This is a genomic window from Flavobacterium sp. GNP011, from assembly GCF_056428925.1.
The window spans coordinates 101,767-126,570 of sequence record NZ_JBWJVJ010000005.1; the positions used below are offsets into that span (position 1 = coordinate 101,767).

Sequence of the window (24,804 nt, forward strand, 5' to 3'; positions counted from 1 at the left end):
AACTAAAACAACACATCAAATGACTGATTTAAAAAATAAAACGGCGCTGGTTACCGGAGCCGGAAAAGGAATAGGAAAAGCAATTGCATTGGCATTAGCCAAAGAAGGTGTAAACGTAATTTTAGTAGCGCGCACTCAAGAAGAAATTGACAGTGTAGCTGCAAAAGTACGCTCGCTACGTGTAAAAGCCTTGGCTGTTACCGCTGATGTTGCTGATATCAACTCTGTAAACGCTGCGGTTGAAAAAGCGCTAAGCGAATTTGGAACTATTGATATTTTGATCAATAACGCTGGTATTGCATCGTTTGGAAAATTCTTAGAATTAGAACCAACAGACTGGGAACGCATTATTCAAGTGAATTTAATGGGACCGTATTACGTAACCAGAGCCGTTGTTCCGAATATGATTGAAAGGCAAACTGGAGATATTATCAACATATCGTCAACCGCTGGATTGGCCGGAAATGCCATGACTAGCGCGTATAGTGCCTCTAAATTTGCGTTGTTAGGACTAACCGATTCATTGATGCAAGAAATGCGCAAACACAACATACGCGTTACCGCACTTACACCAAGTACAGTTGCTACTGACATGGCAAAAGAACTAAAACTAACCGACGGAAATCCGGATAAAGTAATGCAAGCCGAAGATATGGCTGAGCTCGTAATCGCGCAACTCAAATTAAACCGACGCGTGTTTGTAAAAAACAGCAGTCTTTGGTCTACTAATCCGTAAAATTTAAAAGCTTACAGTATAAAAACTAAAAACCATTGAGAATCGCATTTTAATTGCTTTCTCAATGGTTTTTTCTTTATTACAATCTGTGGCTATTCCTTATTTTGTTGCGTAGCTCTATTTTTCTGTTCCTTTAAAATAGTATTCATATGTGCTTTTGTTTCTCTTTCGATATCACTTTCACTGAGTTGTAAACCTTTCGCATCGTCAACCAAAACATACCAAGGTTTGGTTTTTCCAAACGGATAGGCTCCAAAAACAATGACAGGAGTTCCTTTTACTTTTACATTTTGTTCATCTTCTAGCACCCATTCCTCTGCCCAACTGTACAATTTTTTAGCATCCGCTTCTTGAAGTCTCAAACAAGAATGCGAAGCAGGATACCCTGGGAGAGCATACTGATGAAAACCAACACCCAATTTATTTTCGATGTTAAAATTCCATTTTAAATCCCACTCATCGTTAAAAGTACTAGTTGTTTTTTCGGCTTTCCAGTTGGTAAAAAACAATCCCGTAGGTGTTTTATCTTTTTCCCTTCCCATATTCGTTGGACCGGTATAAATCAATTCGCCGTTTTCATAGGCAGCAAAGGTTTGTGTTGGGTACGAAAAATAGATAATCTTGTCAACATCTTTCAAATATGGAACTTTCAAAGGAAAAGGTAAATAATAGGCTATGTCTCCAGTAAAATCATTGGGAACAATAACCGAATCTAATTTTTTAAAATTTTCCGCATCTGTTCTATTAATCGCATAAGCAAGCTGCAATTGAGCACTATTGTTTGTAGCTTTCTTAACCCATTCTTTCGTGTTTTCAAAATGATAAGTGACCGTACCAGGTTTTTTTCGTTCTATTTTAGTTGGAATTTTTTCTGTTAGATTTTTGTCTTTAGACTTTTTAGCATTCTCTTGACAAGAAAACAAAACAGAGCAAACTAATGCACTAAGGATATAAACAATTGGCTTCATAAGGTTTAATTTTATTTTGTTAAAATTACCTCAATCAGCTATCAAGTCTCTTACACAATTTGTATTAGTTGTTACAGAATTAAACTTCAAAAAACCATTAAGAAATCAAGAAAATTAAGCCTAAAACTTAATGAACTCAACCCCTTAATGGTTTAAAAATGTTTTACTTAAATGACTTATATGTTTAAAACCTAAACTAACACAGATACAAAATCCATGCGCACGCTGCCATCCTCATCAATTCGAGTCAAGTTGATATCGTGTAGCGTATTCACCAATTCAGGATTCCAAGGCGTTTTTATTTTTACGTAATTTTCAGTAAATCCGTGAATATAGCCTTCCTTGTTTTCGCTTTCAAACAACACTTTGCGTTGCGTTCCCAATTGACTTTCATAAAAAGCACGACGTTTTTTCACTGATAATCCACGCAACATTTTACTCCGTTTCGCACGTACATTTGCCGGAACTACGCCACTCATAGCAGCAGCTTCGGTATTATCACGCTCCGAATACGTAAAAACGTGCAAGTACGAAATATCCAAATCATTCAAAAAATGATACGTTTCCAGAAAATGCTCGTCCGTTTCACCCGGAAAACCTACAATGACATCCACACCTATACACGCATGTGGCATTACTTCCCGAATTTTATTCACGCGCTCCGTGTACACCTCGCGCAAGTAACGGCGTTTCATCAACTTCAAAATATCGTTACTCCCTGATTGCAACGGAATGTGAAAATGTGGCACAAAAGTCCTGCTTTTCGACACAAATTCAATTGTTTCGTTTTTCAATAAATTCGGTTCAATAGAGGAAATTCGCAAACGTTCAATACCGTCTACTTCATCCAAAGCCTGAACCAATTCCAGAAAAGTATGTTCGTGTTTTTTATTTCCAAATTCCCCTTTACCGTAATCACCAATATTTACGCCAGTAAGTACGATTTCTTTAATGCCTTGTTTCGAAATTTCAGCTGCATTTTTCAATACATTTTCTAATTCGTCACTTCTAGAAATTCCTCTCGCCAGCGGAATCGTGCAATACGTACACTTATAATCACAACCATCCTGAACTTTCAAGAACGCACGCGTTCTATCGCCTATCGAATAACTGCCTACATAAAAATCAGCTTCGGCAATCTCGCACGAATGCACCTCGCCCATATCATTTTTAGACAAATCGTTGATGTAATCGGCTAGTTTGAATTTTTCGGTAGCACCAAGCACCAAATCTACGCCATCCACCGCCGCCAATTCCTCCGGTTTTAATTGCGCATAACAACCCACCGCAGCCACAAAAGCTTTATCATTGAGCTTCATAGCCTTACGCACCACTTGTTTGAATTGTTTATCGGCATTTTCAGTAACTGAACACGTATTAATCACATACATATCAGCCACTTCTTCAAAATCAACGCGATCAAACCCCTCGTCTTGAAGATTGCGCGCAATAGTTGATGTTTCTGAGAAATTGAGTTTACAGCCTAAGGTATAAAAGGCTACTTTTTTGCGTTTTTCCATAAGTAAGCGCTATCTAATGAAATCGTTGTCAAAAAAATAGCGTGCGCAAATTTACGAACAAATACGAGAAAACTGCACCGAATTGAATTTTTATTAAACAGGGCGTGCCCCTCCGTAAACTGCGGGTCGGGCTCTACGCTATATCTTTATTTTTTTAAAGAAAAAAATAAAGGATGCCGCTGCTATCCCTCACGCGAACCAACTCGCTGCAAACCAAAACGACTGCAACAAGAAACACACTATTCCTTTTGTAATAAAATTATTATTTCTATATTTGATAAATACAAACTAATTGTACTAAACGCTAATCATTTCAATTGGTTTGAATTGGAGAGGGTTTGTGGTATAGATCAGTAGTTGGCAGTAAGCGTATATAGTGCGAAATACAATTTTAAAATTAACAAAATGAATAGCGAACAAGTTCTAAGAATTAAAAGTGCAATGATTATTTATTCCCTTGAAAAAAGTTTAGGGAATTTTGTTCTAAATTCAGAATTACTGGAAAATATCTCAGAAGGTAATATATCGATGATATCCAATAGACTTCACGAAAATACCAAAGTTCTCGATAAAGATAAAATCTCATTACTTATTGAGTCTAGCTATTTAGATGAAATATTCAACTTTGCAATCGATATATCAAAAGACACTTCTTCTGAAATCAAGATGAAAACTTTGAAGGCTTATTGTTCGACATTAAATATTTTTGATATAAGGAATGCAATTAGCCATCCAAATAGACCTTTCCCTGATACGTTTTGGTTTAGATCAGCAGCAATTGCAAGCGACCCATTAATTCTACAGTTAGGGCTTGGAGAGGTAAGGCAGGCTCTGAACTCAGCAATTAATGATCAACTTGCACCTCCACCTGACGAATGGATAAATAATGTGAAATGGGCTATTCCTAATACCCTTCCTGAAACTTTTGACCATGAAATTACTGGACTACTTGGTAGAGATTCTGAATATAAAGACTTAGAGACAACGATCTCCAAACCTAGGATTAATCTTGTCGCTATTGTTGCGCCTGGAGGTATTGGTAAAACTGCTTTAATCTTACAGTTCCTTAAAGACATTAGTTTAGATCCTAAATGGTCAACAAAGATAAATTCAATAATTTTTTGTACTCTTAAGAACGAGAGATTAACCCCAGATGGGATCGAAAAAATTGAAGCTATAAATGGAATTGAGCAGATAAAAAACTCCTTATTAGAAGATTTAAGAACAATCTATATAGATAAAAGCTTTGAAAATTTTGAAGAAGCAACACTACAACTAGAGTCAGAAAAAATTTTAATTTGTATTGATAACCTTGAAACACTACTAGTACATTCTCAAAAAGAGTTCTTAGATTTTAATAAATCATTACCCCTTTTATGGAAAATCATTGTAACAAGCAGAATTTCAATTGATTCAGCATCTACGATTCCAATTCAACCTTTAGGTAAACGCTATGCTGTTAATTTATGTCGTAATTACTTTAAAAGAAGAGGAATAAGTAATTTTAAACAAGAAGATTTGGAAATCATTGCAACAAGAGCAAATAATAATCCACTAGCAATTCGTTTAACCGTAGACTTATATGTAAAAGGCATTGATATTGCAGAGTCAATATCAAAATCTCAAAAAGATATTGCAGCATTTTCTTATAATAATTTAATAGAAGCACTTAAAGAATATTCAATTTGGATATTAGAAGCAATATATGTTTCGGGGCAAGTTAATAAGTCTCAGTTGTTAGATCTTTTAGAATTGTCGAATGATGAAATATCAGAATCAATTAACGAGTTATCTCGTACTAGCTTAGTAGTGAGAAATACAAGTGAAACAGGTAATGACCAATTTAGTCTTAGCGATTCAATAAAGGATTTGTTACTTATCAACCCAATTAATATTGAAATTAGAAATAAAATTTCAACAAGAATTAAAGAACGAAAAAGCAAGATACAAGAACAGTTAAACAGGAATCAAATTTTAGGAATTAATGAGTTTGATGTTGAATTTATTTCAGAAAATGTTTCTGACACAATTCGTGCTCTAGTAGTTGACTTAAATAAGTCATTAAATAGACCTCATGCAAAAAGAAATCACTTAGATTTAGTGCAACTAAAAAATAGATTTAGTGAACTCATTGCTTTTAATCAAAATAATCATGAATTATTATTTCATTATTCTAGAATCTTAAAGGCATTACAAGATGAAATTGGAGAAACCCAAATTATTGAGGAGGCATTAAAACTAGATATAGATAACGCTCGTTATCTTTTGGCAAAAGCTTTGAACCTCTTTCATAATAAAGATTCGGAAAAGGCAATTGAAATTTTTGAGAAATTAGTTAACCTAGGATATGGGAAAACCGCAAACTCTTCAAAAAAGTATTCATCATCTTTAGTAAAACTAAATTTTCTATGTCTCTTAAATATTGGAGATTATCCAGAAATATTGAGAAGAACCAAAAGTTGGAAAGATGAAAGTGATTGGAGTATAATCATGGGGACATACAGAGCTACAGCTTTAAAACGTTCTGTTGAAATTAAAAGACATGAGAATTACGAAAAGGTAAAGATATTTGAGGATGTTTTAGAAATCTATGAATACATATTTCAAAATGAAAGCTATCCTTACCTTGCATGCAACGAGGCATTAAAGTTTTTGAAAGACATTTCATCAACAAACTTAAAGTTATCTTATTCTAACGAATTCACCTATTTATTTATCAAATTTGTTGCAAATCATTTTTTTAATATCGTAACAGCTATTAAGGGCCAAACGATTGAAAATATGGAAAACAGATTGCTTTTAGAAAAGTTGCAATCAATAAAATTCGAATCAAAAGAAAACCCAATTAGTCTAGCAAAATGGTTTGCTCCAGAGAAAGTGATTGAATATGATAAAGAGCATATTGAGGAATTACTGAATGAGGGATACAAAATTGTAAGTGTACGAAATATTCCCGAAAATAATTATGGTGGTGTATCAAGCTTCGTTTTTGCGAAAGATGATTCAGATAATCAATTTTTTCTCCATGTTGACAATTTTGAAAATGGTTGGACTAGGTGGGGTTATTTAAAATTAAATGATAAGTTAGCAATTAAGTATAATGAACTATCAATTGATAAAGCTACTGTTCCACACGAAATAATAGAGATAGATACATTTGAAATATGAGGAAAGCTTATGAGCCCTCACTGGGGACAGTTTGCAACGCGTATGCTTAAAGCAATATTATATCCTATGATTTTTAGGACATGCAAAGCAATCAATCACCAGTTTATCTTCAGGTTTTCTAAGATTCCCCCTTTATTGGAATGACAAAAAGCAAGCAATTTTAAAAAAAAATAGAAACCATTAAAAAAATTAAGATTAAGAACAAATCTTAAATCCCTTAATTTCTTAATGGTTTAAAAAAATGGTGCACTAGCTTACACCTGCTGAGGCCAGTTCAATATCAGCAATTTAAGAGCTAAAGAAAAAACTAGCACGCAGATTCAACAGATATAAATTGATTTTTCAGCGGAAATCTGCGAAATCTGCGTGAAAACAAAAAAAGCAAGCCCTCTGACACTCGTTTGCAACGAGTGCCTATTTTTCTCAAATAATAAAATCGTAGCGTTTGCAACGCGAATAATTAAAACAGAATGTAGCCTTTGATTTTTAGGACATGCAAAGAAATCAAACACCAGTTTATCATCAGGTTTCTTGAGATTCCTCCTCTGACGGAATGACAAAAAAACGCCCAAAATTTTTTAAAAAATAAAGATCAATAGCAAACAATAATTAGGACTTCGTAATCCATATGTTGCAATTATTAATAGATTGTTATGATTTTGATAAAAGTGCATTCACAATTAAAATGGTTCTACTTTTGAATCCAAAATAAAAAGCAATGCTATCTAAAAATGAAATACTAAACACGTATTAAAACTCGTTATAGTAATTGTTTAATTAAGAAATATTATAAAATAGTACGATAACCAAATCAAACTTTTGAGATTGAAGTTATAAATACTATCTTTCGAAAATAATTTAGCCTACTCTAAATCATTAAAAAAAAAGTTATTAAAAATTGGGTAAGCCGAAAACCAACTAGAGTAGGCAACATTTTACAACTACAATGAAAACATTTTTCCCCACAATTTACTTCATTCTTTTAGCAGTTTTAGGCTGTTATGGTCAAAATCCTGCTCCAAAAACAAACACATTTCCGTCAGTGACTACATTGAGTTCTTGGGCAAATTACAACTCTCAACAAAAATTTGATTTAGAAATTAGAACATTAGGTTTTAAATTTGAAATAAAAGAAGCCGAAACAAGCTCTATTGCGTACACCTACATTCGCAAAGTTGTTATTGATGGCGTGAATTACACCGATAGAATTGTGTATCGCATTGCAAATGATAACAGCGCAAGCATTATTTCACTGGTAACAGCATCTACAGATTTGGTTTCATTATACAACCCACAACTAGCTACTTTCAAAAATGTCAAGTGTGATACACCAATGGCAAAAGACAAAAACACTTCATGCAATTGCTATGTAAGTAAAACTCATGCTATTGATATTTGTGACGAGCGCGTGAAACTAACTATGGGAGACGGCAATAAATATTTTATATCAGTAGCTAAACTATAGAGAACTACAAAACGATAAAACTATATTCAGCGATACATTTAAAAAAGTGTATCGCTTTTTTATTAGTTTCCGTTCAAAATAAAACGTTCGATAACTTCGGCAACACCATGATTATTGTTTGATGCTACAATTTCATCCCCGTACATGCGTAACTCTGGTGTAACATTATCTACCCAAACGCCAAGTCCAGCATATTGAATCATTGATAAATCATTTCCAGCATTACCCACAGCAATGATTTCGCTTTGATCAATTGCTAATTTTTTGGCTAAAAAAGCGATACTTGCTGCTTTATCAATTCCGTTTGGTGCTACTTCTAAGAAAAAAGGTTTTGACATGGAAACACTTAAATCTGGCATAGCGTTTTTTAGATCTTTTTCTACTTCTTTTAAGTAAGAAGGTTCTTCCAGCAAGATACATTTTACAGCATTAGTAGTAACAGCAGCTTTAAAATCAGGTACTAAATGATGTTCAAGTCCTGTTATGCTTCGTTCTACCTCAATAAACTCTGAGTGCATCTCGCTAATAATAACATCGTTTATATAAGTAATAATGTGGGTATTACTTTTTAAACTGTAATCATGTAGTGCATGAATTTGCTCTTTAGTCAATGATTTTTCAAAAATTATTTCACGAGAATTCAAATCAGACACTACTGCTCCATTAAAAGAAATCATGAAATTATTTTTCAGCTCATAAGCAAATTGCGTCATGGCAGGTGTAGGTCTACCTGATGCTAAAACTACCTCAACACCTAAATCTTGAGCCCTAGCAATCATTTTTCTGTTCTCTGGAGAAATCGTATGATCATCCGTCAACAAGGTATCGTCCATGTCTAGGACAAGCATTTTGTATTTCATAATTTTTATTTTACAGCTAAAAAATCAGTAACAGACTAGCTTAGATATTCATTCTAAAATCTTCAATAACTGGATTGGCTTTAGCAAAATCAGTCTCCTGAATAAAAAGTTCTACTGCTAAATCACTTCCGCCAAAACCTCCCAAACGTGAAGATTGAATGTTGTCTTTTTTTAAGGTTTCAACACCCGCTGTTTCTAATCTTTCTTGTAAGGCTTGCGCCAAAATTTCACTTCCTGAAAATACTTTCATTAATCCCATTGTATTCCTATTTTTTAATTAACATCATTATTTTCTTCATCACCATCTTCTTCTTCATCCTCATCTTCGTCCTCATCTTCATAAAAATCAAACTCAAAAGGCTCAATTAACATTCTCTCGGCCATGATTTCAATTCGTTCTGTGAACTGCTCCGTGAAAATAATGCGTTGGGTTTTATCAATACTATTCGAGATTCGCATGATTTTGGTTTCATGACGCAATTTCAAAATAGGATCAGCATCGTCTAGAATGAACATTTTCAATCGGTTCACGTTGTAGCCCGCAGATGAAAACATTTCACTCAATTTATTGGGCGTACCAATCAAGACATCAATACCGGTTGAAATATAATTTTTGTCATAATCCATATCGCCTTTGTCATGCACACCATATATTTCTAGGTCCGTGTATTTTGCCAATTTTTCAAATTGCGCTACCATCTCGACCACTTTCTCTTTATCAGATACGATGATTAAAGCACGTGGCGACTCCTCAACAGAGCCAACCAAGCGTTGAATCACATTGATCACAATTGTAGTTGATTTTCCGCTGCCCGCTGGTGCTACAATAATTGCATCGGCACCACTTTTTAAAGTACTAAAAGTCTCTTTCTGAATATCATTCGCCTCTAAGAACCCGTTTTCAATTAAGTTTTGCTGCAGCGTCTCGTTTAATTTTTTTAATTTCATTCTTTTTAGATTGAAAGATTCAAAAATTTAAAAATCAAATGACTACCTCACTAATTTTTAAATTATTCAATCTTTACATTATTTAATTATTTTGATGCGAATAACTTCACATCATTCTCTGAAATCTCGCTTCCGCCAAGGATAATCAAGCGTTCCACAACATTGCGTAATTCCCTTATATTCCCTGTCCAATCGTATTCTTGTAGTAATTTAATTGCTGCTGCCGAAAATTTCTTTACCGTATTTCCTTGCTCAGAAGCTATTTTATCAGCAAAATGTTTGATCAACAATGGAATATCATCACGTCTGTCATTAAGAGCTGGCACTTTAATGAGGATTACAGCCAGTCTGTGGTATAAATCCTCTCTAAAACGTCCTTCGGCAATTTCAACTTTTAAATCTTTATTTGTAGCAGCGACTACTCTTACATCAACTTTTATGTCTTTATCTGCTCCCACACGGGTAATCATACTTTCTTGTAGCGCTCGTAAAACTTTGGCTTGCGCCGAAAGGCTCATATCACCAATTTCATCTAAGAAAATAGTTCCTTTATCTGCCGCTTCAAATTTTCCTGCACGATCTTTTACTGCTGATGTAAAAGCTCCTTTTACATGACCAAATAATTCACTCTCTATCAATTCAGATGGGATTGCAGCACAATTTACTTCGATTAAAGGAAAGTTTGCACGTTCGCTTTTTTCATGCAACTGATGCGCGACTAATTCTTTTCCGGTTCCGTTAGGTCCTGTAATCAATACTCGTGCCTCGGTTTGAGCTACTTTATCAATCATGATTTTAATATGATTAATGGGCTCGCTCTCACCAATCATTTCGTAATTCTTGCTGACTTTTTTCTTTAGGATTTTATTCTCAACTACGAGTTGTTTTTTGTCCAAAGCATTTCGAACCGTATTCAATAAACGGTTTAAATCAGGTGGTTTAGAAATGTAATCAAAAGCTCCTAAACGCATGGTATTGATAGCAGTTTCCATATCACCATGCCCAGATATCATGACCATAGGAATTTCTGGTTTGATTTTTTTGACTGCTTCTAGCACTTCAACCCCATCCATTTTTGGCATTTTTATATCGCATAGAACCAGGTCATAATCTGTGGTTTTAATTTTTTCCAAACCCACTGCACCATCCTCTGCCTCCTCTACTTGGTAGCTATCATTTTCTTCTGATAGGATTTTTGAGAGCACTCTTCTTATGGCTGCCTCATCCTCAATGATAAGTATTTTTGACATATTTATATTTTTGATTGGCTTATGAACACCAAATTATTTTTATTGCAAAATTCAACTTTCTTACGGGATTCTCTAGCCCCGATTATAATGGAAATCCTTTACTGCGGCGCGTTAGCAGAGCAGGAAAGATTGAAATGAAAAGCGGGAAACAGCTCCTAAAAAATACTCTTGAACAGCATTTTATAAATTATTTTACTATTTCAACCATCGATACAACTCTTTCCATGTTGGTTTTTTACCATACATTAAAATTCCGATTCGGTAAATTTTACCAGCAAACCAAACTACGGATAAAAAAGAAGCAAAAAGTAACGTTACTGATATGGCTATTTGCCACAAAGGTACGCCAAAGGGAATTCTCATGAGCATAACTATGGGCGAAGTAAGCGGAATCATTGAAAAAACTACTGCCACTGTACCGTGTGGATCATTGATAACGGTAAAGAAACCAACATATACGCTGAGTATAAGCGGCATGATAATGGGCATTAAAAACTGTTGCGAATCGGTTTGATTGTCTACTGCAGCTCCTATTGCGGCATAGAAAGAGCTGTATAACAAATAGCCTCCTATGAAATAAACCACAAAACCCGCTAGTATACCTGCAATAGGCAAGTTCCATAATTCCTTGATATAAAGTGCGGCTGAACTGCTCATTTCTGGCTGTGCCGAAAGTACATCTTGAGCACCAGAAACAGGTCCTATATTAACTCCAAAAAATAGTGACACTGAGAAAAGCAATATAAACCCTAAGCACGCCCATATAAAAAATTGCAACAATCCTGCCAGAGCTGTCCCTATAATTTTTCCCATCATTAATTGAAATGGTTTGACAGAGGAGATAATGATTTCTACAATTCGGCTTGTTTTTTCCTCTATTACGCTACGCATGACCATGTTGCCATAAATGATAATAAACATCATGATCAGGTAACCAAATGCTCCACCTATTCCAATTTTAATTTCGTTTAATCCTTTGAGGCTCTCTTCTCCAGATGCTTTTGTAATGTTAATAACAACTTTTGCCTGTGCTTTTTTGATGGCAAGTGTATCGAGTTTAGCTTGTTCTAAATTTGCCTTTGTTAACTTATTAGCAACAACATCCTGCATGTTTTCAATAAATGCAATGCCTGGACTGTCATTGGATATGTATTGAATTTTATTTTCTAACAGTTTGGTATCCTGAACTTTTGGGATATAAATAATTCCTTCGTATGCCTCAGCACTGATACTATCTTTTAAAAAATTTAAATCAAGAGCTGTTAAATCTTGATAGTCATACGTGGCTTTTTTACTGTTTTTATTTAAAAATTCTTGTACAAACAATCCCGATTTATCATGTATGGCAATGCGCTTTGTATCTGGTTTCATACTGCTCAAGTACGCTACAAAAACTGCAATGGCTACAAATAGCAACGGACTTAAAAAAGTCATTACGATAAAGGACTTGTTGCGTACCTTGGTAATGAACTCTCGCTTGATGATTAATGTAATTATTGACATTTTTTAGTTTTGATTTGTCCAAAATTCCCAAAAAAGAGGAATCAAAAAATGGTTATTTAGTTTATTTTTTTTATACTAATGTTTTGCTAAGAACCGCTAACGGTTTGAATGAAAATATCATTCACACTCGGGATTTTTTCTACAAAATGTGTGATTTGACCAAAAGGAGTTAAGCTGTTCAGCAACTCATTTGGTGATGCATTCCCTAATTGAATGTTTAATTTAAACTCATTATTTAACGATTTAAATTGGGCAGGATTTGTGCTAAAGTTTTGAGATAGCGCTTGCATTAAAGCTTCGGGCTTATCCGAAAGTATGCCTACTTCAAAAGTATTAGTTTTAAATTGCCTCTTGACATCATTTAGCTTGCCTTCAATTAATTTATTTGATTTGTGAATCAATGCAATATGATCACACATTTCCTCCACACTTTCCATACGGTGGGTAGAGAAAATTATTGTGGCACCCTGATCTCTCAGAGCTAGAATCTCATCTTTGATAATAATGGCATTCACAGGGTCAAAACCCGAAAAAGGTTCGTCAAAAATGAGTAATTTGGGTTTATGCAACACACAAACAACAAATTGAATTTTTTGAGCCATCCCTTTAGAAAGTTCTTGGATTTTTTTGTTCCACCAGCCTTGAATACCTAGTCTATCAAACCAATATTCCAGTTGTATTTTGGCTTCAGCCTTTGAAAGACCTTTCATTTGCGCTAGATACAGGCATTGCTCTCCTACTTTCATAGTGTTGTACAAGCCTCTTTCCTCAGGTAAATATCCTATGTGTTGTACATGCTTAGGTTGTAATTTTTCCCCATCAAAAATTACAGTGCCACTATCAGGCATTGTAATTTGATTGATAATTCGAATTAATGAAGTTTTACCAGCTCCATTTGGTCCCAAAAGCCCATAAATACTGCCTTTAGGTATATTAAGCGATACTGCATTAAGTGCCTTATAATCGCCGTATTGTTTTACAACTTGATTGATTTCAAGAATAGTACTCATACTTATATTTTAATGTTGTAAAAGTAAATAATTAGTATCGAAATACTTAGAATAGTTTGATATAAGTAGTATTTTATTTTGGCAAAAACTTAATTTTTTAGCCTTTCGTATAATGTATTTACTAACACCAAAATAACCAATTACATTTCACAAAAAACCCATCCTTGTGCATAAGGATGGGTTTTTTAAGAATGTTTACATTCAAAATCAATATTTTTGAATTAAGAGAACATGTCTTTTACTTTTTCAAAAAATGACTTATCTGATTTCTCAGGATTGGGAATAAAATTATCGTCGGTTAGATTTTTCTCAAAAAACTGTTTTTGTTCTTTGTTCAATGTTTTAGGAGTCCATACGTTCACATGAACTAATAAATCACCATTTCCATATCCATTGATACTTGGTATCCCTTTTCCTTTTAGTCTTAATATTTTACCAGATTGAATACCTTCTTCTAATTTGATTCTTACTTTTCCGTTTACGGCTTCAATATCTTTTGAAATCCCAAGAACGGCCTCAGCAAAACTGATGTATAAATCATAGTGCAAGTTTTCACCTTCACGTTTCAAGAAATCATGCTCTAGCTCCTCAATAGCTACAATCAAGTCACCCGGAATACTGTTTCCTGGCGCATCGTTTCCTTTATTAGAAACTTTTAACTGCATGCCATCAACTACACCGGCTGGTATTTTTATTGAAACAGTTTCGTCTTCAAGGATCATTCCTTGTGAATCTGCTTCAGATGGTTTTTTATCTAATATTTGACCAGAACCATTACAAGAAGAACACGTTGTAGCAGATTGCATTCTACCCAAAATAGTATTCGTAACTCTCATGACCTGACCTTGACCATTACAAGTAGAGCAAGTTTTATAGGAAACTCCTGGGGCTTGAACTTTTCTTTTTACTTTAACTTTCTTTTCAACACCGTTTGCAATTTCTTCAAGAGTAAGTTTTACTTTTATGCGCAGGTTGCTTCCTTTAGCACGACGAACTCCGCCGCCACCGCCGCCGCCAAAACCACCAAAACCACCTCCAAAAATATCTCCAAACTGACTGAAAATATCATCCATGTTCATACCGCCATGACCACCTCCGCCAAAACCGCCTGAACCATCAAATGCTTGATGACCATACTGATCGTATTTTGCCTTTTTTTGTGGATCACTCAATACCTCATAAGCTTCTGCCGCTAACTTAAATTTTTCTTCAGCAGCTTTATCGCCAGGATTTTTATCAGGGTGATGTTGCAAGGCACTTTGTCTGTATGCTTTTTTTATTTCTGCAGCAGTTGCACTTTTAGTAATGCCTAATATTTCGTAAAAATCTTTTTTCATCTGTATTTTTTATTTAGTGCGAATGTATTTTAGTAATATCTATTAAAAGCTACTACTCCACATTTATACTTAAAATGACACTTTCAACCAGCATCGCAGTTATATTATTGACCGATTACCACTTTTGGAAAACGGATAATCTTGTCTCCAAGTTTGTATCCTTTTTCTAAGACATCCACAATTTTACCTTTCATACTGTCTGATGGAGCTGGAATTTGAGTGATAGCTTCGGCAAAATCAGCATCAAATGCGTCACCAGCTTTAACCTCAACTTGCTCTAAGCCTTTACCAACTAAAGCGTTTTTTAGTTTCTCATGAATGAGTTCAACACCTTTAGTAAGCAATTCATCCTCTGATTTGTTGATTTCAATTATCGCTCTATCAAAATCATCTAAAACAGGTAACATAGCAAGCAAAACTTCTTGATTTGCTGTTTTAAACAACTCAATTCGCTCCTTAGTTGTTCTTCTTTTGTAATTTTCGAACTCTGCAAATAACCTTAGATATTTATCTTTTTCTTTTGCTAAATCTTGTGTTAATTGTTCCTCGACACTTAATTCCTCAACAATAACCTGCTCTTCATTTACATTATTTTCTAATGTTGCATCCTGTAATTCTTGATCGATTTCTGTATTTTCAGTGGTCATAGTACTCTTATTTTTAAAAATATTCTTAAAATTCATTTTAATCTTTTTTTTGAATTGCAAAAGTACTGCCAATTCTCTTAAAATGTCAAATTGTCACACTTATATTCTAGAACTACATAAAAAAGTTATTTTTTTACCAAAATTAGCATACAAACCACGCATCTGAAATTATTAAATCAAGAACAATCACTCTATTAAAAAATGTATTTTTTAAATTACACACTCTTTTTAAAAGTCATATTCTTTAAATTTTAGGTTTTTTTTAAGACTATCACAATACTTTTTAACTATTTTTGTAAATGGTTATATTCTTCTTCAAAAGAAATAGAATGACAAATTATTAATTCACATTTACGTTATATAAAAAAAGCTTCGTTTTTCAACGAAGCTTTTTTTTAGTTTTGTAACAAAAGGCTTTTTAATCCTTCTAAATCGAGAACCTGTTGTTCTCCTGAAAGTAAATTTTTAAGAGCAAATGTTTTAGATTCTAATTCTTGTTCTCCTGCAATAATTGCAAATGGTATTCCGCGCTTGTCAGCATGCTGAAACTGCTTTGCCACTTTTACAGCATCTGGGTACAACTCTACTTTTATACCCGCTTCTCTAAGCTCCTTTATGGCTTGCATGGCATAAAAGGCTTCGTTATTTCCGTAATTGATAAATAAAGCTTTAGATGTTGCTGCTACTGTTTCTGGAAACAACTTTAGCTCTTCTACCACCAAATAAATGCGGTCAAGACCGAAAGATATTCCCACTCCACTCATGTTTTTCAAACCAAAAATACCCGTTAAATCATCATAACGTCCTCCGCCACCGATGGATCCCATGGAAACAGTTTTGGGTGGTGCCACTTCAAATATAGCTCCTGTATAATAATTTAAACCTCTTGCTAATGTTACATCTAGATCTAAAACAGCTGTTGAAAGCCCTAGTTGTAAAACTGTTTCACAAATAAAACGCAATTCCTCCACACCTTTCATACCTTCTTCTGAGTCTTGTAATAAAACCGAAAGTTTCTCGATTTTCTCAGTGATAGTACCCGTGAAATTAAACAGAGGCTGAACTTTTGACAGGGCTTCCTCAGGAATTCCTTTTTCTATCATTTCTTTCTTGACTCCATCTTCGCCTATTTTGTCTAATTTGTCAAGAGCTACTGTAAAATCTATCAGCTTGTCAGAGGCTCCTATTACGGCTGCAATTCCAGATAAAATTTTTCTATTATTAATTTTAATGGTAACGCCTTGTAAACCTAATGCTGTAAAAACGGTGTCATACAATTGAACTAATTCTACTTCTTGCCACAAAGATTTTGACCCAACTACATCGGCGTCACATTGATAAAACTCTCTAAAACGTCCTTTTTGAGGTCGATCAGCTCTCCAAACGGGTTGGATTTGATAGCGCTTAAACGGAAATTCAATATCGTTTTGATGTTGCACCACGTAGCGTGCAAAAGGTACCGTCAAATCATAACGCAAGGCTTTCTCTGATATACTTGACGTTAATTTGGTACTATCTTTACTTTCTAGATGACTTCCGTTGGCTTTAGAAAGATAGTCTCCAGAATTTAATATTTTAAAAATCAATCGATCACCTTCTTCTCCGTATTTACCCATTAAGGTTTCAGAGTTTTCAAACGATGGTGTTTCTATGGGTTGAAAGCCAAATTTTTCAAAATTACTTTTAATGATTTGAATGATATAATTCCTTTTGGCCACATCTACTGGCGAAAAATCTCGGGTTCCTTTTGGTATGCTAGGTTTTGATGCCATGAATCTGTTTTTGCTGTCCTTATTATTATGCCTTACTAGGCAATCCTTTTCTGGTTGCAAATATCTTATTTTTAAAATTATTCTGTTGACAAAAAACCACATTTTATTACTACTTGCTTAGCCTGGATTGTCGTGAAAATAAAGCGCTTTAAATTCTTATGTTTTCCTTGCTTAAAGAGCGACCAGCGGAAGCTCCTTTAAGTAAGATAGAAAACAAAGAAGTTAAAGCGCGGTATTGCAACAAAAGTCGGAAATAGCTCCTAAAAAAAGAAAATTGTTATGAAATATTTTTTTGGTTGTAAAATTTTGTAACAAAAAATGTAAATTCGTGTCAAATGGGTATGATGTTAAAATTATTTAAAGAAAATGTTCGAATTGCGTCTGGTTCTATCAGAACGCAATTGCTACGAACGGTTCTTACGGTGATGATTATCGCCATAGGAATCACGGCTTTAGTGAGTATTCTTACGGTTGTATCTGCACTGGAGAATACTATTTCCTCTGATTTTGCTTCAATGGGTGCCAACACCTTTAACATAAAGCAATATGAAAACACCGTAAGAAGACAGGGGCGAGATGAACGTGAAATAATCAATCCTATTATTTCTTATCCCGAAGCGGTGGCTTTCAAAAACAAATACAACTACCCCTTAACCGAAACTTCACTTTCCTTTATCGCAACGGCAGGAGCCGAAGTAAAATATGAGTCGACTAAAACAGATCCTGAAAACTCTGTTGTAGGAGTTGATGAGTATTTCATGACCAATTCAGGTCTTGAAACCAGTTCTGGTAGAAATTTTACTCGTTTTGATATTGATAATAATGCTTATGTATGTATTGTAGGTTCTGATTTTGAAAAAGGACTATTCAAAGACATCAATCCTATAGATAAAGTGGTCTCCATACGTGGCGCAAAATTTAAAGTTATTGGGGTATTAAAAGAAAAAGGTTCCACTTTTGGGAACAGTCAAGATTTAAGAATTTTAATTCCTATACAAGTTGCGCGTTCCCTTTTTACAGCACCTAACATTAATTATACCGTGAGCGTTATGGTTAATAAAAAGGAGTTGCTGGAGCAAGCGCTAGACAACGCAACAAGCGTAATGCGTAGGGTTAGAAAACTTAGTCCTATAAAAGATAATAATTTTGGGATTGTACGAAGTGATGATTTAATTAATAGAATTCTAGGAATTACACAATATCTAGGATGGGCATCATGGCTTATTGGGATTATCACCGTTTTAGGTTCATCTATTGCATTGATGAACATTATGATCGTATCGGTAACAGAGAGAACTCGAGAAATTGGGGTTCGAAAAGCCCTTGGAGCCAAGAAAACAACAATCGCCATTCAATTCTTTATCGAAACCTTACTCATAGGTCAAATGGGTGGTTTAGTAGGAATTATTTTTGGTATCTTAATTGGTTTTGGTATCGCAACTGCCATGGATTTTGCTTTTGTAATTCCGTGGGGAGCAATAATGGCAGCTTTTATCACCAGTTTTATAGTAGCGATTGCGTCAGGTTTATATCCAGCCATTAAAGCTGCTGTTTTAGATCCTATTGAGGCATTGCGTTACGAATAATAGACATTTCATTACAAAATTAGGGCGTGACCCTATAAAGAAAAGGGGCAACAAATCGTACTGGATTGTTGCCCCTTTTCTTTATAGCGTCGGGTCATACGCGTTACATGGTAACGTGCTGCTACCCCTCACGCGAAGTGCCCAGTAGTTTGTTTTTGGTAACAATAAACTGTTTTTTTTCCTAGTCTAGTTTACTGTAATTACACCGTATCATTCTGTCATTCCCGTAGATATCTTTTCTTAATTCGATATTTTTAAAATTCAAGTTTTCAAGTAAATCCACCGTTTCCTTACATAAATACTGATTAATTTCAAAAAAAAGAAAGCCATTTGGTTTCAGATTTTTCTGCGCCAATTCGGCAATTTTCTTGTAAAAAATCAACGCATTGTCATTTTCTACAAAAAGAGCCAAATGTGGTTCATGATGCAATACGTTATTCTTTATTTCTTGTTTTTCTAAATTGCGAACGTATGGCGGATTAGAAACAATTACATCAAACTGCTCTTGTAAATCATACGTTTCTAAAATGTTTTGGTTTTTAAAAGCAACAGTGACTTGGTTAATATGTGCATTTTTTTGGGCTGTTGCCAACGCATCAACAGATACGTCAAGAGCCGTAACATGAGCGTGCAGAATATTTTTTGCTAAAGAAATTGCAATACAGCCACTACCCGTTCCTATGTCAATAATTTTTACTTTTTGATTAGTAACAGTAGATTGCAAACTATTCAGAATCCATTCAACCAATTCTTCCGTCTCGGGTCTTGGGATTAAAACAGCATTGTTGACCTCAAAATCCAATCCAAAAAAACTAGTACTCCCCAAAACATATTGCACCGGGATTTCTTTTTTTAATTGCTGTAAAAATTGATCCCAAACTTGAAGTGCATCACTTGAAAAAACTAAATCGGGTTGCAGTGCAAGATCTATCCGTTTGAGCTGGTGTTGATTTTCTAAAATCAAATAAAAGAAACTTTCGGCTTCATCTTTACCATAAAGAGCCGTTAAATCTTGTATAAATTGCGTTCTGTATTCTTTTATTTTCATGTGTGAGGGACATTTTTAAGGCAAAGCACTGCTTGAATTAATTTTATAAATCCTTCAACATCCATACCGGACAACTGCTGTGACCAGTAGAACCCATAGGTCCATCAATGTTTTCAAAACCTGTTTTTTTATATAATTTTTGAGCACCATGCATAAAAGGCATCGTTTCAAGATAGCATTTTTCGTATCCAAAATTTCGAGCACTTTGCAAACATACTTCCATCATCTCAGTTCCAATTCCCATTCCACGAGTTTCAGGTAAAAAATACATTTTTTGTAATTCACATATAGAAACCGCTTCATTAGCCAGTGGCGCAATTCCAGCCGCGCCTACAATCCTATCATTATGCTCTACAACATAATACACAGATCTTGGCTTGCTATACTCTTCAAACATCAAATCTAGATATGGATCCTCATAAGCTGTACCTACTTTTGGGATATTCATTTCGTCAAAAACAGAACGAATTAGCTCTGCTACTGCTACATTGTCGTCTTTATTTATTTTTCTAATGCTGTAATTTTCCATATTTAAAATATCAGGTTACTGATGCAAAAATAGAAATACTTTGTTATTAAGACGTAAAACATTTTAATAAAATGAAAAGCTCAAAAAGTATTACTTTTGCACCGTGAATATACATGGAAAATACATCAACCGCTGCATACAGCTGGCCCAAAACGGTCTTGGCACAACCTATCCTAACCCGCTTGTGGGAAGTGTGATTGTACATAACAATTTCATTATAGGTGAAGGTTGGCATAAAAAAGCAGGAGAACCGCATGCCGAAGTCAATGCAATACAATCTGTACGCGATGCGTCATTATTAAAAAATGCTACCATTTATGTAAGCTTGGAACCTTGTAGCCACTTTGGCAAAACACCGCCTTGCTGTGATTTGATTATCAAACATAAAATACCGAATGTAGTTATTGGCACTGTCGACCCTAATATAAAAGTAGCTGGAAATGGTATAAAAAGACTTCTTGAGGCTGGCATTAACGTTACTGTAGGCGTACTAGAACAAGATTGCCTGGAACTCAACAAACGATTTTTTACTTTTCACGAAAAAAAAAGACCTTATATCATCTTGAAATGGGCCGAAAGCCAAGATGGTTTTATTGCTCCAAAGGAACGTTTTGAACAAAAACCCGTTTGGATTACTAATACGTATTCTAGACAGCTGGTTCACAAATGGCGTACCGAGGAACAAGCAATCTTAGTAGGAACTCAAACCGTAATTGATGACAATCCCTCACTTACTGTACGCGACTGGTATGGAAAAAACCCTGTAAGATTGATTTTAGACCTAAACAATAGGGTCTCAAAAGAAAGTCCCGTTTTTGACAATCAAGCTCAAACAGTTGTTTTCACAAGTCTCCCATTTGCAAAAAATATAGAAAACACTGCTGAAAAAATAATTGATTTCAAAGAAAATATTGCCCCTCAAATTGTCCAAACGCTTTATGAAATGGACATTCAATCAGTTATTATTGAAGGTGGAAAACAAACTTTGGAAACTTTTATAGACGCACAACTCTGGGACGAAGCAAGAGTTTTCATTGGAGACAAACCTCTTTATAACGGAATTAAAGCCCCGCAAATAAACAAAACCGCAGTACAAAAAAAGCACCTTTTAACAGACGAACTAATTTTGATCAAAAATCATGATTGATACTATTATATTTGATTTTGGAGATATCTTCATCAATTTAGACAAGCAAGCCACTCCAAAAGCATTCGAAAAATTAGGCTTAAAACAATGGAATAGCACCCTGGACGCATTAAACGTGGCATTTGAAACTGGAAAAATATCCCGTCATGAATTTTTAGATGGTTTACAAAAACAAATTCCGCAGGCTAACCAAACTGAGATTTTGAAAGCTTGGAATGCCATTCTGCTTGATTTTCCACAGTATCGATTGGATTTTTTAGTTTTATTGTCAAAAAAATACCGGTTGTTTTTATTGTCTAATACAGATGCTATTCACATAGAGCAATTTGAAAAGCAAAGCGGCGAGTCATTTTACATCACTTTTTATAAATGTTTTGAAAAAGTATATTTCTCCTTTGATCTAGGCATGCGCAAACCCGATCTAGAAATTTACAAGCACCTCATAGAATCACACCATTTAATTCCAACCAATACCCTTTTTGTTGATGACAAAAAAGAAAACACAGATGCAGCATTAAAAACTGGCTTACAGGTTTGGAATTTACAAGTTGGTACGGAAGACGTTGTTGATTTATTCGAAAAAATAAATTTGTAACGCTTTAGCAAGTTCTAAAATACCATAAGATTTTAAATTTATTGTGAAAGACACCTATAAAACCATTGACACGCCTTCTGGTGAAATTCTATTCAAAGAAAAAAACAGCAAGTTTTTTGGCTATGCATTCCCCGCAAGCAGTGAAGAAAATGTGAAAACCATACTAGAAAGTTTACGCAAACTTCACCCAAACGCAGGACATTTTTGCTATGCGTATCAAATGGGGACTTCAACTTACACCTATAGAGCAAACGATGATGGAGAACCGAGCAACAGTGCTGGAATGCCTATTTACGGGCAAATACTATCCTTTGATGTCACAAACATCCTTGTTGTAGTCGTGCGCATCTTTGGCGGTGTAAAACTAGGCGTTGGCGGATTAATATCTGCTTATAAAACGGCAGCACAAATGGCCTTATCAGAATGCGAGATAATCGAAAAAACAATTGACATTCATTTTAAAATTGTATTTGATTACCAATTCATGAATAAAATCATGCGCGTGGTGAAAGAAAAAAAGTTAGATATCGTGACACAAACCATGGAAATTAATAGTTTGACACAACAACCCGAAGGCATAATAGAAATAAAAACACGAAAAAAAAATGCCGAAATGATATTCGACATTTTTAATTCCATTTTTGAAATCAAAATAATTCGTGTTTAAATTCACAAAAAACTGCATCTTTTCTATTTTATTCCATCGCTTTTAACAATTCTAAAATATAATCTGGAGGAGCCACCGGGCGACCTGTTTTTAAGGACACAAAAACCAAAATAAATTGGGCAGTTGTTAATAACTCATCCTGTTCATTGTATATAGCGCAATCAAATTCTATCTTAACAGACGACTGGCTTTTAAAAACCGTATGAACTGTTAAAAGTTCATCATAGCGAGCTGATTTTTTATAATTTATATTCATAGAAACTATAGGAAGTGCAATACCGCTTTCTTCCATTACTTTATACGAAACCCCTTTATTTCTAAGCCATTCCACTCTTCCAATTTCAAAATAAGGTATGTAATTTCCGTGATAAACCACTCCCATTTGGTCTGTTTCAGAGTATCGAACTCTAACTTGTACTTGATGATCTTTCATTAATAATGAATTAAAAAATTTAATTAAAAATAGTGCCTTACAACAATATTAGATAAAATTATTACCCTATATATTTTTTTTTACAGAAATTTGTTCACATATTTGTTTCCCCAATAATAAGTAACAAAACATCTTTTTTTTAGTAATCTAAAAATTACAAATAAAAACAATTTATTTAGAATATATGAACAAAACTGCTCAATCAGTATGGGAAAACTGTTTGTCTTTCATAAAAGACAACATTCAAGACCAAGCGTATAAAACTTGGTTCGAACCTATCAAGTCAGTTGAACTTACCGATAACGCATTATATATTCAAGTACCTAGTAAATTTTTCTACGAATGGTTAGAGGAACACTATGTAAAACTTTTAAAAGTAGCCTTGACTAAAGAACTTGGAAAAAATGCTAAGTTACTTTATAAAATTAGAATGGAAAACACCTATGGCAACAAACAACCTTTTACAGAACAGTTGCCAAGTGCCAATAGAGTTCCCATGAAACCTCAGGAAGTTGATGCTCCGTTTAAAAACTTAAACCCAGAACTCAAAAATCCTTTTGTAATTCCGGGTATTCGAAACCTTAAAATTGAATCACAGCTTAACGCCAATTATAGTTTTGATAATTTTCTTGAAGGAGACTCCAACAGATTGGCTCGTTCAGCAGGGATGGCTGTGGCCAATAAACCTGGTGGAACATCATTTAATCCTTTACTAATCTTTGGAGGTGTAGGACTAGGAAAAACGCACCTTGCACATGCAATAGGTGTAGAAATAAAAGATAAATATCCAGAGAAAACTGTTTTGTATATTTCTGCCGAGATATTTACGCAGCAATATATTGACTCGGTTAAAAAAAATAACCGTAACGATTTTATCCATTTTTATCAATTGATTGATGTTTTAATCATTGATGATGTTCAATTTTTATCAGGTAAATCAGGTACTCAGGATGTATTTTTCCACATATTTAACTACTTGCATCAAAACGGAAAACAGGTAATTCTAACATCTGACAAAGCTCCTGTTGACATGCAAGACATTGAACAGCGTTTGCTTTCAAGATTCAAATGGGGATTGTCTGCAGAAATTCACCAACCCGATTATGAAACTAGAATTTCTATCTTAAAAAATATTTTGTACAGAGATGGAGTTGAAATTCCTGAGGATATTATTGAGTACGTAGCTAGAAATATCAAATCAAATGTTAGGGAGCTAGAAGGTGCCATCATTTCATTGATAGCACAATCCTCATTCAATAAAAAAGAAGTTACTCTTGACCTAGCGAAAAGTGTCGTTGAAAAATTCGTTAAAAATGTAAAACGCGAAATTTCAATTGATTACATCCAGAAAATAGTTTCAGATTACTTTCAATTAGATTTAGAGACTTTACAATCAAAAACTAGAAAAAGACATGTGGTACAAGCCCGTCAACTGGCTATGTTTTTTGCCAAAAAGTTTACCAAAGCGTCACTAGCTAATATTGGTTCACAGATTGGAGATCGTGATCATGCTACTGTTTTACATGCTTGTAAAACAGTTGATAATCTTGTTGCTACTGACAAACAATTCAAAAAATTTGTTGACGATATCAATAAAAAATTAACGTTGTAAATA

Annotated in this window: 22 protein-coding genes; 8 read left to right on the forward strand and 14 right to left on the reverse strand. The window is 34.4% G+C overall.

Features of this window, described 5'->3' with window-relative positions:
- The first annotated feature begins 19 nt into the window (after positions 1-19).
- Positions 20-736, forward strand: coding sequence for a 3-ketoacyl-ACP reductase (locus tag AC061E_RS06505; RefSeq protein WP_478285518.1), 717 nt, complete (start codon positions 20-22; stop codon positions 734-736).
- 92 nt (positions 737-828) lie between these two features.
- Here AC061E_RS06505 and AC061E_RS06510 read toward each other — a convergent pair whose 3' ends face one another.
- Both AC061E_RS06510 and mtaB read right to left on the reverse strand, forming a co-directional pair.
- Complete coding sequence (locus AC061E_RS06510) at positions 829-1,704, reverse strand: L,D-transpeptidase (RefSeq protein ID WP_478285519.1); 876 nt, start codon at positions 1,702-1,704, stop codon at positions 829-831.
- Positions 1,705-1,895: 191 nt separating this feature from the next.
- Complete coding sequence (mtaB, locus tag AC061E_RS06515; RefSeq protein WP_478285520.1) at positions 1,896-3,224, reverse strand: tRNA (N(6)-L-threonylcarbamoyladenosine(37)-C(2))-methylthiotransferase MtaB; 1,329 nt, start codon at positions 3,222-3,224, stop codon at positions 1,896-1,898.
- Positions 3,225-3,629: 405 nt separating this feature from the next.
- Here mtaB and AC061E_RS06520 point away from each other — a divergent pair, with 405 nt between their 5' ends.
- Entirely contained in the window at positions 3,630-6,392 is a 2,763-nt protein-coding gene (locus tag AC061E_RS06520) for a hypothetical protein (RefSeq protein WP_478285521.1), read from the forward strand.
- A gap of 946 nt (positions 6,393-7,338) precedes the next feature.
- On the forward strand, positions 7,339-7,857 hold the full coding sequence (locus tag AC061E_RS06525; RefSeq protein ID WP_478285522.1) for a hypothetical protein: 519 nt from the start codon (positions 7,339-7,341) through the stop codon (positions 7,855-7,857).
- A gap of 62 nt (positions 7,858-7,919) precedes the next feature.
- Here AC061E_RS06525 and AC061E_RS06530 read toward each other — a convergent pair whose 3' ends face one another.
- The 9 genes from AC061E_RS06530 to hisS form a co-directional block, all read right to left on the reverse strand.
- Positions 7,920-8,717, reverse strand: a complete 798-nt coding sequence (locus AC061E_RS06530; RefSeq protein ID WP_478285523.1) for a Cof-type HAD-IIB family hydrolase — start codon at positions 8,715-8,717, stop codon at positions 7,920-7,922.
- Between the two features lie 40 nt (positions 8,718-8,757).
- Positions 8,758-8,976 (reverse strand): putative signal transducing protein, encoded by a 219-nt coding sequence (locus AC061E_RS06535; protein WP_086453769.1) that lies wholly within the window; start codon positions 8,974-8,976, stop codon positions 8,758-8,760.
- 14 nt (positions 8,977-8,990) lie between these two features.
- Positions 8,991-9,665 carry a DEAD/DEAH box helicase gene (locus tag AC061E_RS06540; RefSeq protein WP_478285524.1) on the reverse strand — a complete coding sequence of 225 codons (675 nt, stop codon included), beginning with the start codon at positions 9,663-9,665 and terminating at the stop codon, positions 8,991-8,993.
- Between the two features lie 86 nt (positions 9,666-9,751).
- Complete coding sequence (locus AC061E_RS06545; protein ID WP_086453771.1) at positions 9,752-10,915, reverse strand: sigma-54-dependent transcriptional regulator; 1,164 nt, start codon at positions 10,913-10,915, stop codon at positions 9,752-9,754.
- A gap of 195 nt (positions 10,916-11,110) precedes the next feature.
- Entirely contained in the window at positions 11,111-12,418 is a 1,308-nt protein-coding gene (locus tag AC061E_RS06550) for an ABC transporter permease (protein ID WP_478285525.1), read from the reverse strand.
- A gap of 86 nt (positions 12,419-12,504) precedes the next feature.
- Positions 12,505-13,428, reverse strand: a complete 924-nt coding sequence (locus AC061E_RS06555; protein WP_086453773.1) for an ABC transporter ATP-binding protein — start codon at positions 13,426-13,428, stop codon at positions 12,505-12,507.
- Positions 13,429-13,649: 221 nt separating this feature from the next.
- Positions 13,650-14,765 carry a molecular chaperone DnaJ gene (gene dnaJ / locus AC061E_RS06560; RefSeq protein WP_478285526.1) on the reverse strand — a complete coding sequence of 372 codons (1,116 nt, stop codon included), beginning with the start codon at positions 14,763-14,765 and terminating at the stop codon, positions 13,650-13,652.
- Positions 14,766-14,869: 104 nt separating this feature from the next.
- Positions 14,870-15,448, reverse strand: a complete 579-nt coding sequence (locus AC061E_RS06565; RefSeq protein WP_478285527.1) for a nucleotide exchange factor GrpE — start codon at positions 15,446-15,448, stop codon at positions 14,870-14,872.
- Positions 15,449-15,807: 359 nt separating this feature from the next.
- Positions 15,808-17,184: a histidine--tRNA ligase gene (gene hisS / locus AC061E_RS06570; RefSeq protein ID WP_478285528.1), complete on the reverse strand. Its 1,377-nt coding sequence runs from the start codon at positions 17,182-17,184 to the stop codon at positions 15,808-15,810.
- Positions 17,185-17,525: 341 nt separating this feature from the next.
- On the opposite strand from hisS, the gene AC061E_RS06575 reads away from it, so the two are divergent.
- On the forward strand, positions 17,526-18,770 hold the full coding sequence (locus AC061E_RS06575) for an ABC transporter permease (RefSeq protein ID WP_478285529.1): 1,245 nt from the start codon (positions 17,526-17,528) through the stop codon (positions 18,768-18,770).
- Positions 18,771-18,951: 181 nt separating this feature from the next.
- On the opposite strand, the gene prmC is transcribed toward AC061E_RS06575, so the two are convergent.
- Both prmC and AC061E_RS06585 read right to left on the reverse strand, forming a co-directional pair.
- On the reverse strand, positions 18,952-19,818 hold the full coding sequence (gene prmC, locus AC061E_RS06580; RefSeq protein WP_478285530.1) for a peptide chain release factor N(5)-glutamine methyltransferase: 867 nt from the start codon (positions 19,816-19,818) through the stop codon (positions 18,952-18,954).
- A gap of 43 nt (positions 19,819-19,861) precedes the next feature.
- A complete protein-coding gene (locus AC061E_RS06585; protein WP_478285531.1) occupies positions 19,862-20,347 on the reverse strand; it encodes a GNAT family N-acetyltransferase in 486 nt (161 codons plus the stop codon).
- 103 nt (positions 20,348-20,450) lie between these two features.
- Here AC061E_RS06585 and ribD point away from each other — a divergent pair, with 103 nt between their 5' ends.
- The 3 genes from ribD to AC061E_RS06600 are packed head-to-tail and all read left to right on the forward strand — an operon-like array spanning position 20,451 to position 22,756.
- Positions 20,451-21,494, forward strand: a complete 1,044-nt coding sequence (gene ribD, locus AC061E_RS06590) for a bifunctional diaminohydroxyphosphoribosylaminopyrimidine deaminase/5-amino-6-(5-phosphoribosylamino)uracil reductase RibD (RefSeq protein WP_478285532.1) — start codon at positions 20,451-20,453, stop codon at positions 21,492-21,494.
- Positions 21,487-22,089: an HAD family hydrolase gene (locus AC061E_RS06595; protein ID WP_478285533.1), complete on the forward strand. Its 603-nt coding sequence runs from the start codon at positions 21,487-21,489 to the stop codon at positions 22,087-22,089. Before ribD ends, AC061E_RS06595 begins: the two co-directional genes overlap by 8 nt.
- Positions 22,090-22,129: 40 nt before the next feature.
- Positions 22,130-22,756 carry an IMPACT family protein gene (locus AC061E_RS06600; protein ID WP_478285615.1) on the forward strand — a complete coding sequence of 209 codons (627 nt, stop codon included), beginning with the start codon at positions 22,130-22,132 and terminating at the stop codon, positions 22,754-22,756.
- 28 nt (positions 22,757-22,784) lie between these two features.
- Here AC061E_RS06600 and AC061E_RS06605 read toward each other — a convergent pair whose 3' ends face one another.
- Positions 22,785-23,189, reverse strand: coding sequence for an acyl-CoA thioesterase (locus tag AC061E_RS06605; RefSeq protein WP_182648674.1), 405 nt, complete (start codon positions 23,187-23,189; stop codon positions 22,785-22,787).
- A 184-nt stretch (positions 23,190-23,373) separates the two neighbouring features.
- Between AC061E_RS06605 and dnaA the strand changes: the two genes are divergently transcribed.
- A complete protein-coding gene (gene dnaA, locus AC061E_RS06610) occupies positions 23,374-24,801 on the forward strand; it encodes a chromosomal replication initiator protein DnaA (RefSeq protein ID WP_144889062.1) in 1,428 nt (475 codons plus the stop codon).
- The last annotated feature ends 3 nt before the right edge of the window (positions 24,802-24,804 follow it).

Bases quoted from the DNA above. Each gene is read 5' to 3' on its own strand.
- AC061E_RS06505 (WP_478285518.1), top strand. From the start codon at position 20: ATGACTGATTTAAAAAATAAAACGGCGCTGGTTACCGGAGCCGGAAAA.
- AC061E_RS06510 (WP_478285519.1), bottom strand. From the start codon at position 1,704: ATGAAGCCAATTGTTTATATCCTTAGTGCATTAGTTTGCTCTGTTTTG.
- mtaB (WP_478285520.1), bottom strand. From the start codon at position 3,224: ATGGAAAAACGCAAAAAAGTAGCCTTTTATACCTTAGGCTGTAAACTC.
- AC061E_RS06520 (WP_478285521.1), top strand. From the start codon at position 3,630: ATGAATAGCGAACAAGTTCTAAGAATTAAAAGTGCAATGATTATTTAT.
- AC061E_RS06525 (WP_478285522.1), top strand. From the start codon at position 7,339: ATGAAAACATTTTTCCCCACAATTTACTTCATTCTTTTAGCAGTTTTA.
- AC061E_RS06530 (WP_478285523.1), bottom strand. From the start codon at position 8,717: ATGAAATACAAAATGCTTGTCCTAGACATGGACGATACCTTGTTGACG.
- AC061E_RS06535 (WP_086453769.1), bottom strand. From the start codon at position 8,976: ATGGGATTAATGAAAGTATTTTCAGGAAGTGAAATTTTGGCGCAAGCC.
- AC061E_RS06540 (WP_478285524.1), bottom strand. From the start codon at position 9,665: ATGAAATTAAAAAAATTAAACGAGACGCTGCAGCAAAACTTAATTGAA.
- AC061E_RS06545 (WP_086453771.1), bottom strand. From the start codon at position 10,915: ATGTCAAAAATACTTATCATTGAGGATGAGGCAGCCATAAGAAGAGTG.
- AC061E_RS06550 (WP_478285525.1), bottom strand. From the start codon at position 12,418: ATGTCAATAATTACATTAATCATCAAGCGAGAGTTCATTACCAAGGTA.
- AC061E_RS06555 (WP_086453773.1), bottom strand. From the start codon at position 13,428: ATGAGTACTATTCTTGAAATCAATCAAGTTGTAAAACAATACGGCGAT.
- dnaJ (WP_478285526.1), bottom strand. From the start codon at position 14,765: ATGAAAAAAGATTTTTACGAAATATTAGGCATTACTAAAAGTGCAACT.
- AC061E_RS06565 (WP_478285527.1), bottom strand. From the start codon at position 15,448: ATGAATTTTAAGAATATTTTTAAAAATAAGAGTACTATGACCACTGAA.
- hisS (WP_478285528.1), bottom strand. From the start codon at position 17,184: ATGGCATCAAAACCTAGCATACCAAAAGGAACCCGAGATTTTTCGCCA.
- AC061E_RS06575 (WP_478285529.1), top strand. From the start codon at position 17,526: ATGATGTTAAAATTATTTAAAGAAAATGTTCGAATTGCGTCTGGTTCT.
- prmC (WP_478285530.1), bottom strand. From the start codon at position 19,818: ATGAAAATAAAAGAATACAGAACGCAATTTATACAAGATTTAACGGCT.
- AC061E_RS06585 (WP_478285531.1), bottom strand. From the start codon at position 20,347: ATGGAAAATTACAGCATTAGAAAAATAAATAAAGACGACAATGTAGCA.
- AC061E_RS06595 (WP_478285533.1), top strand. From the start codon at position 21,487: ATGATTGATACTATTATATTTGATTTTGGAGATATCTTCATCAATTTA.
- AC061E_RS06605 (WP_182648674.1), bottom strand. From the start codon at position 23,189: ATGAAAGATCATCAAGTACAAGTTAGAGTTCGATACTCTGAAACAGAC.
- dnaA (WP_144889062.1), top strand. From the start codon at position 23,374: ATGAACAAAACTGCTCAATCAGTATGGGAAAACTGTTTGTCTTTCATA.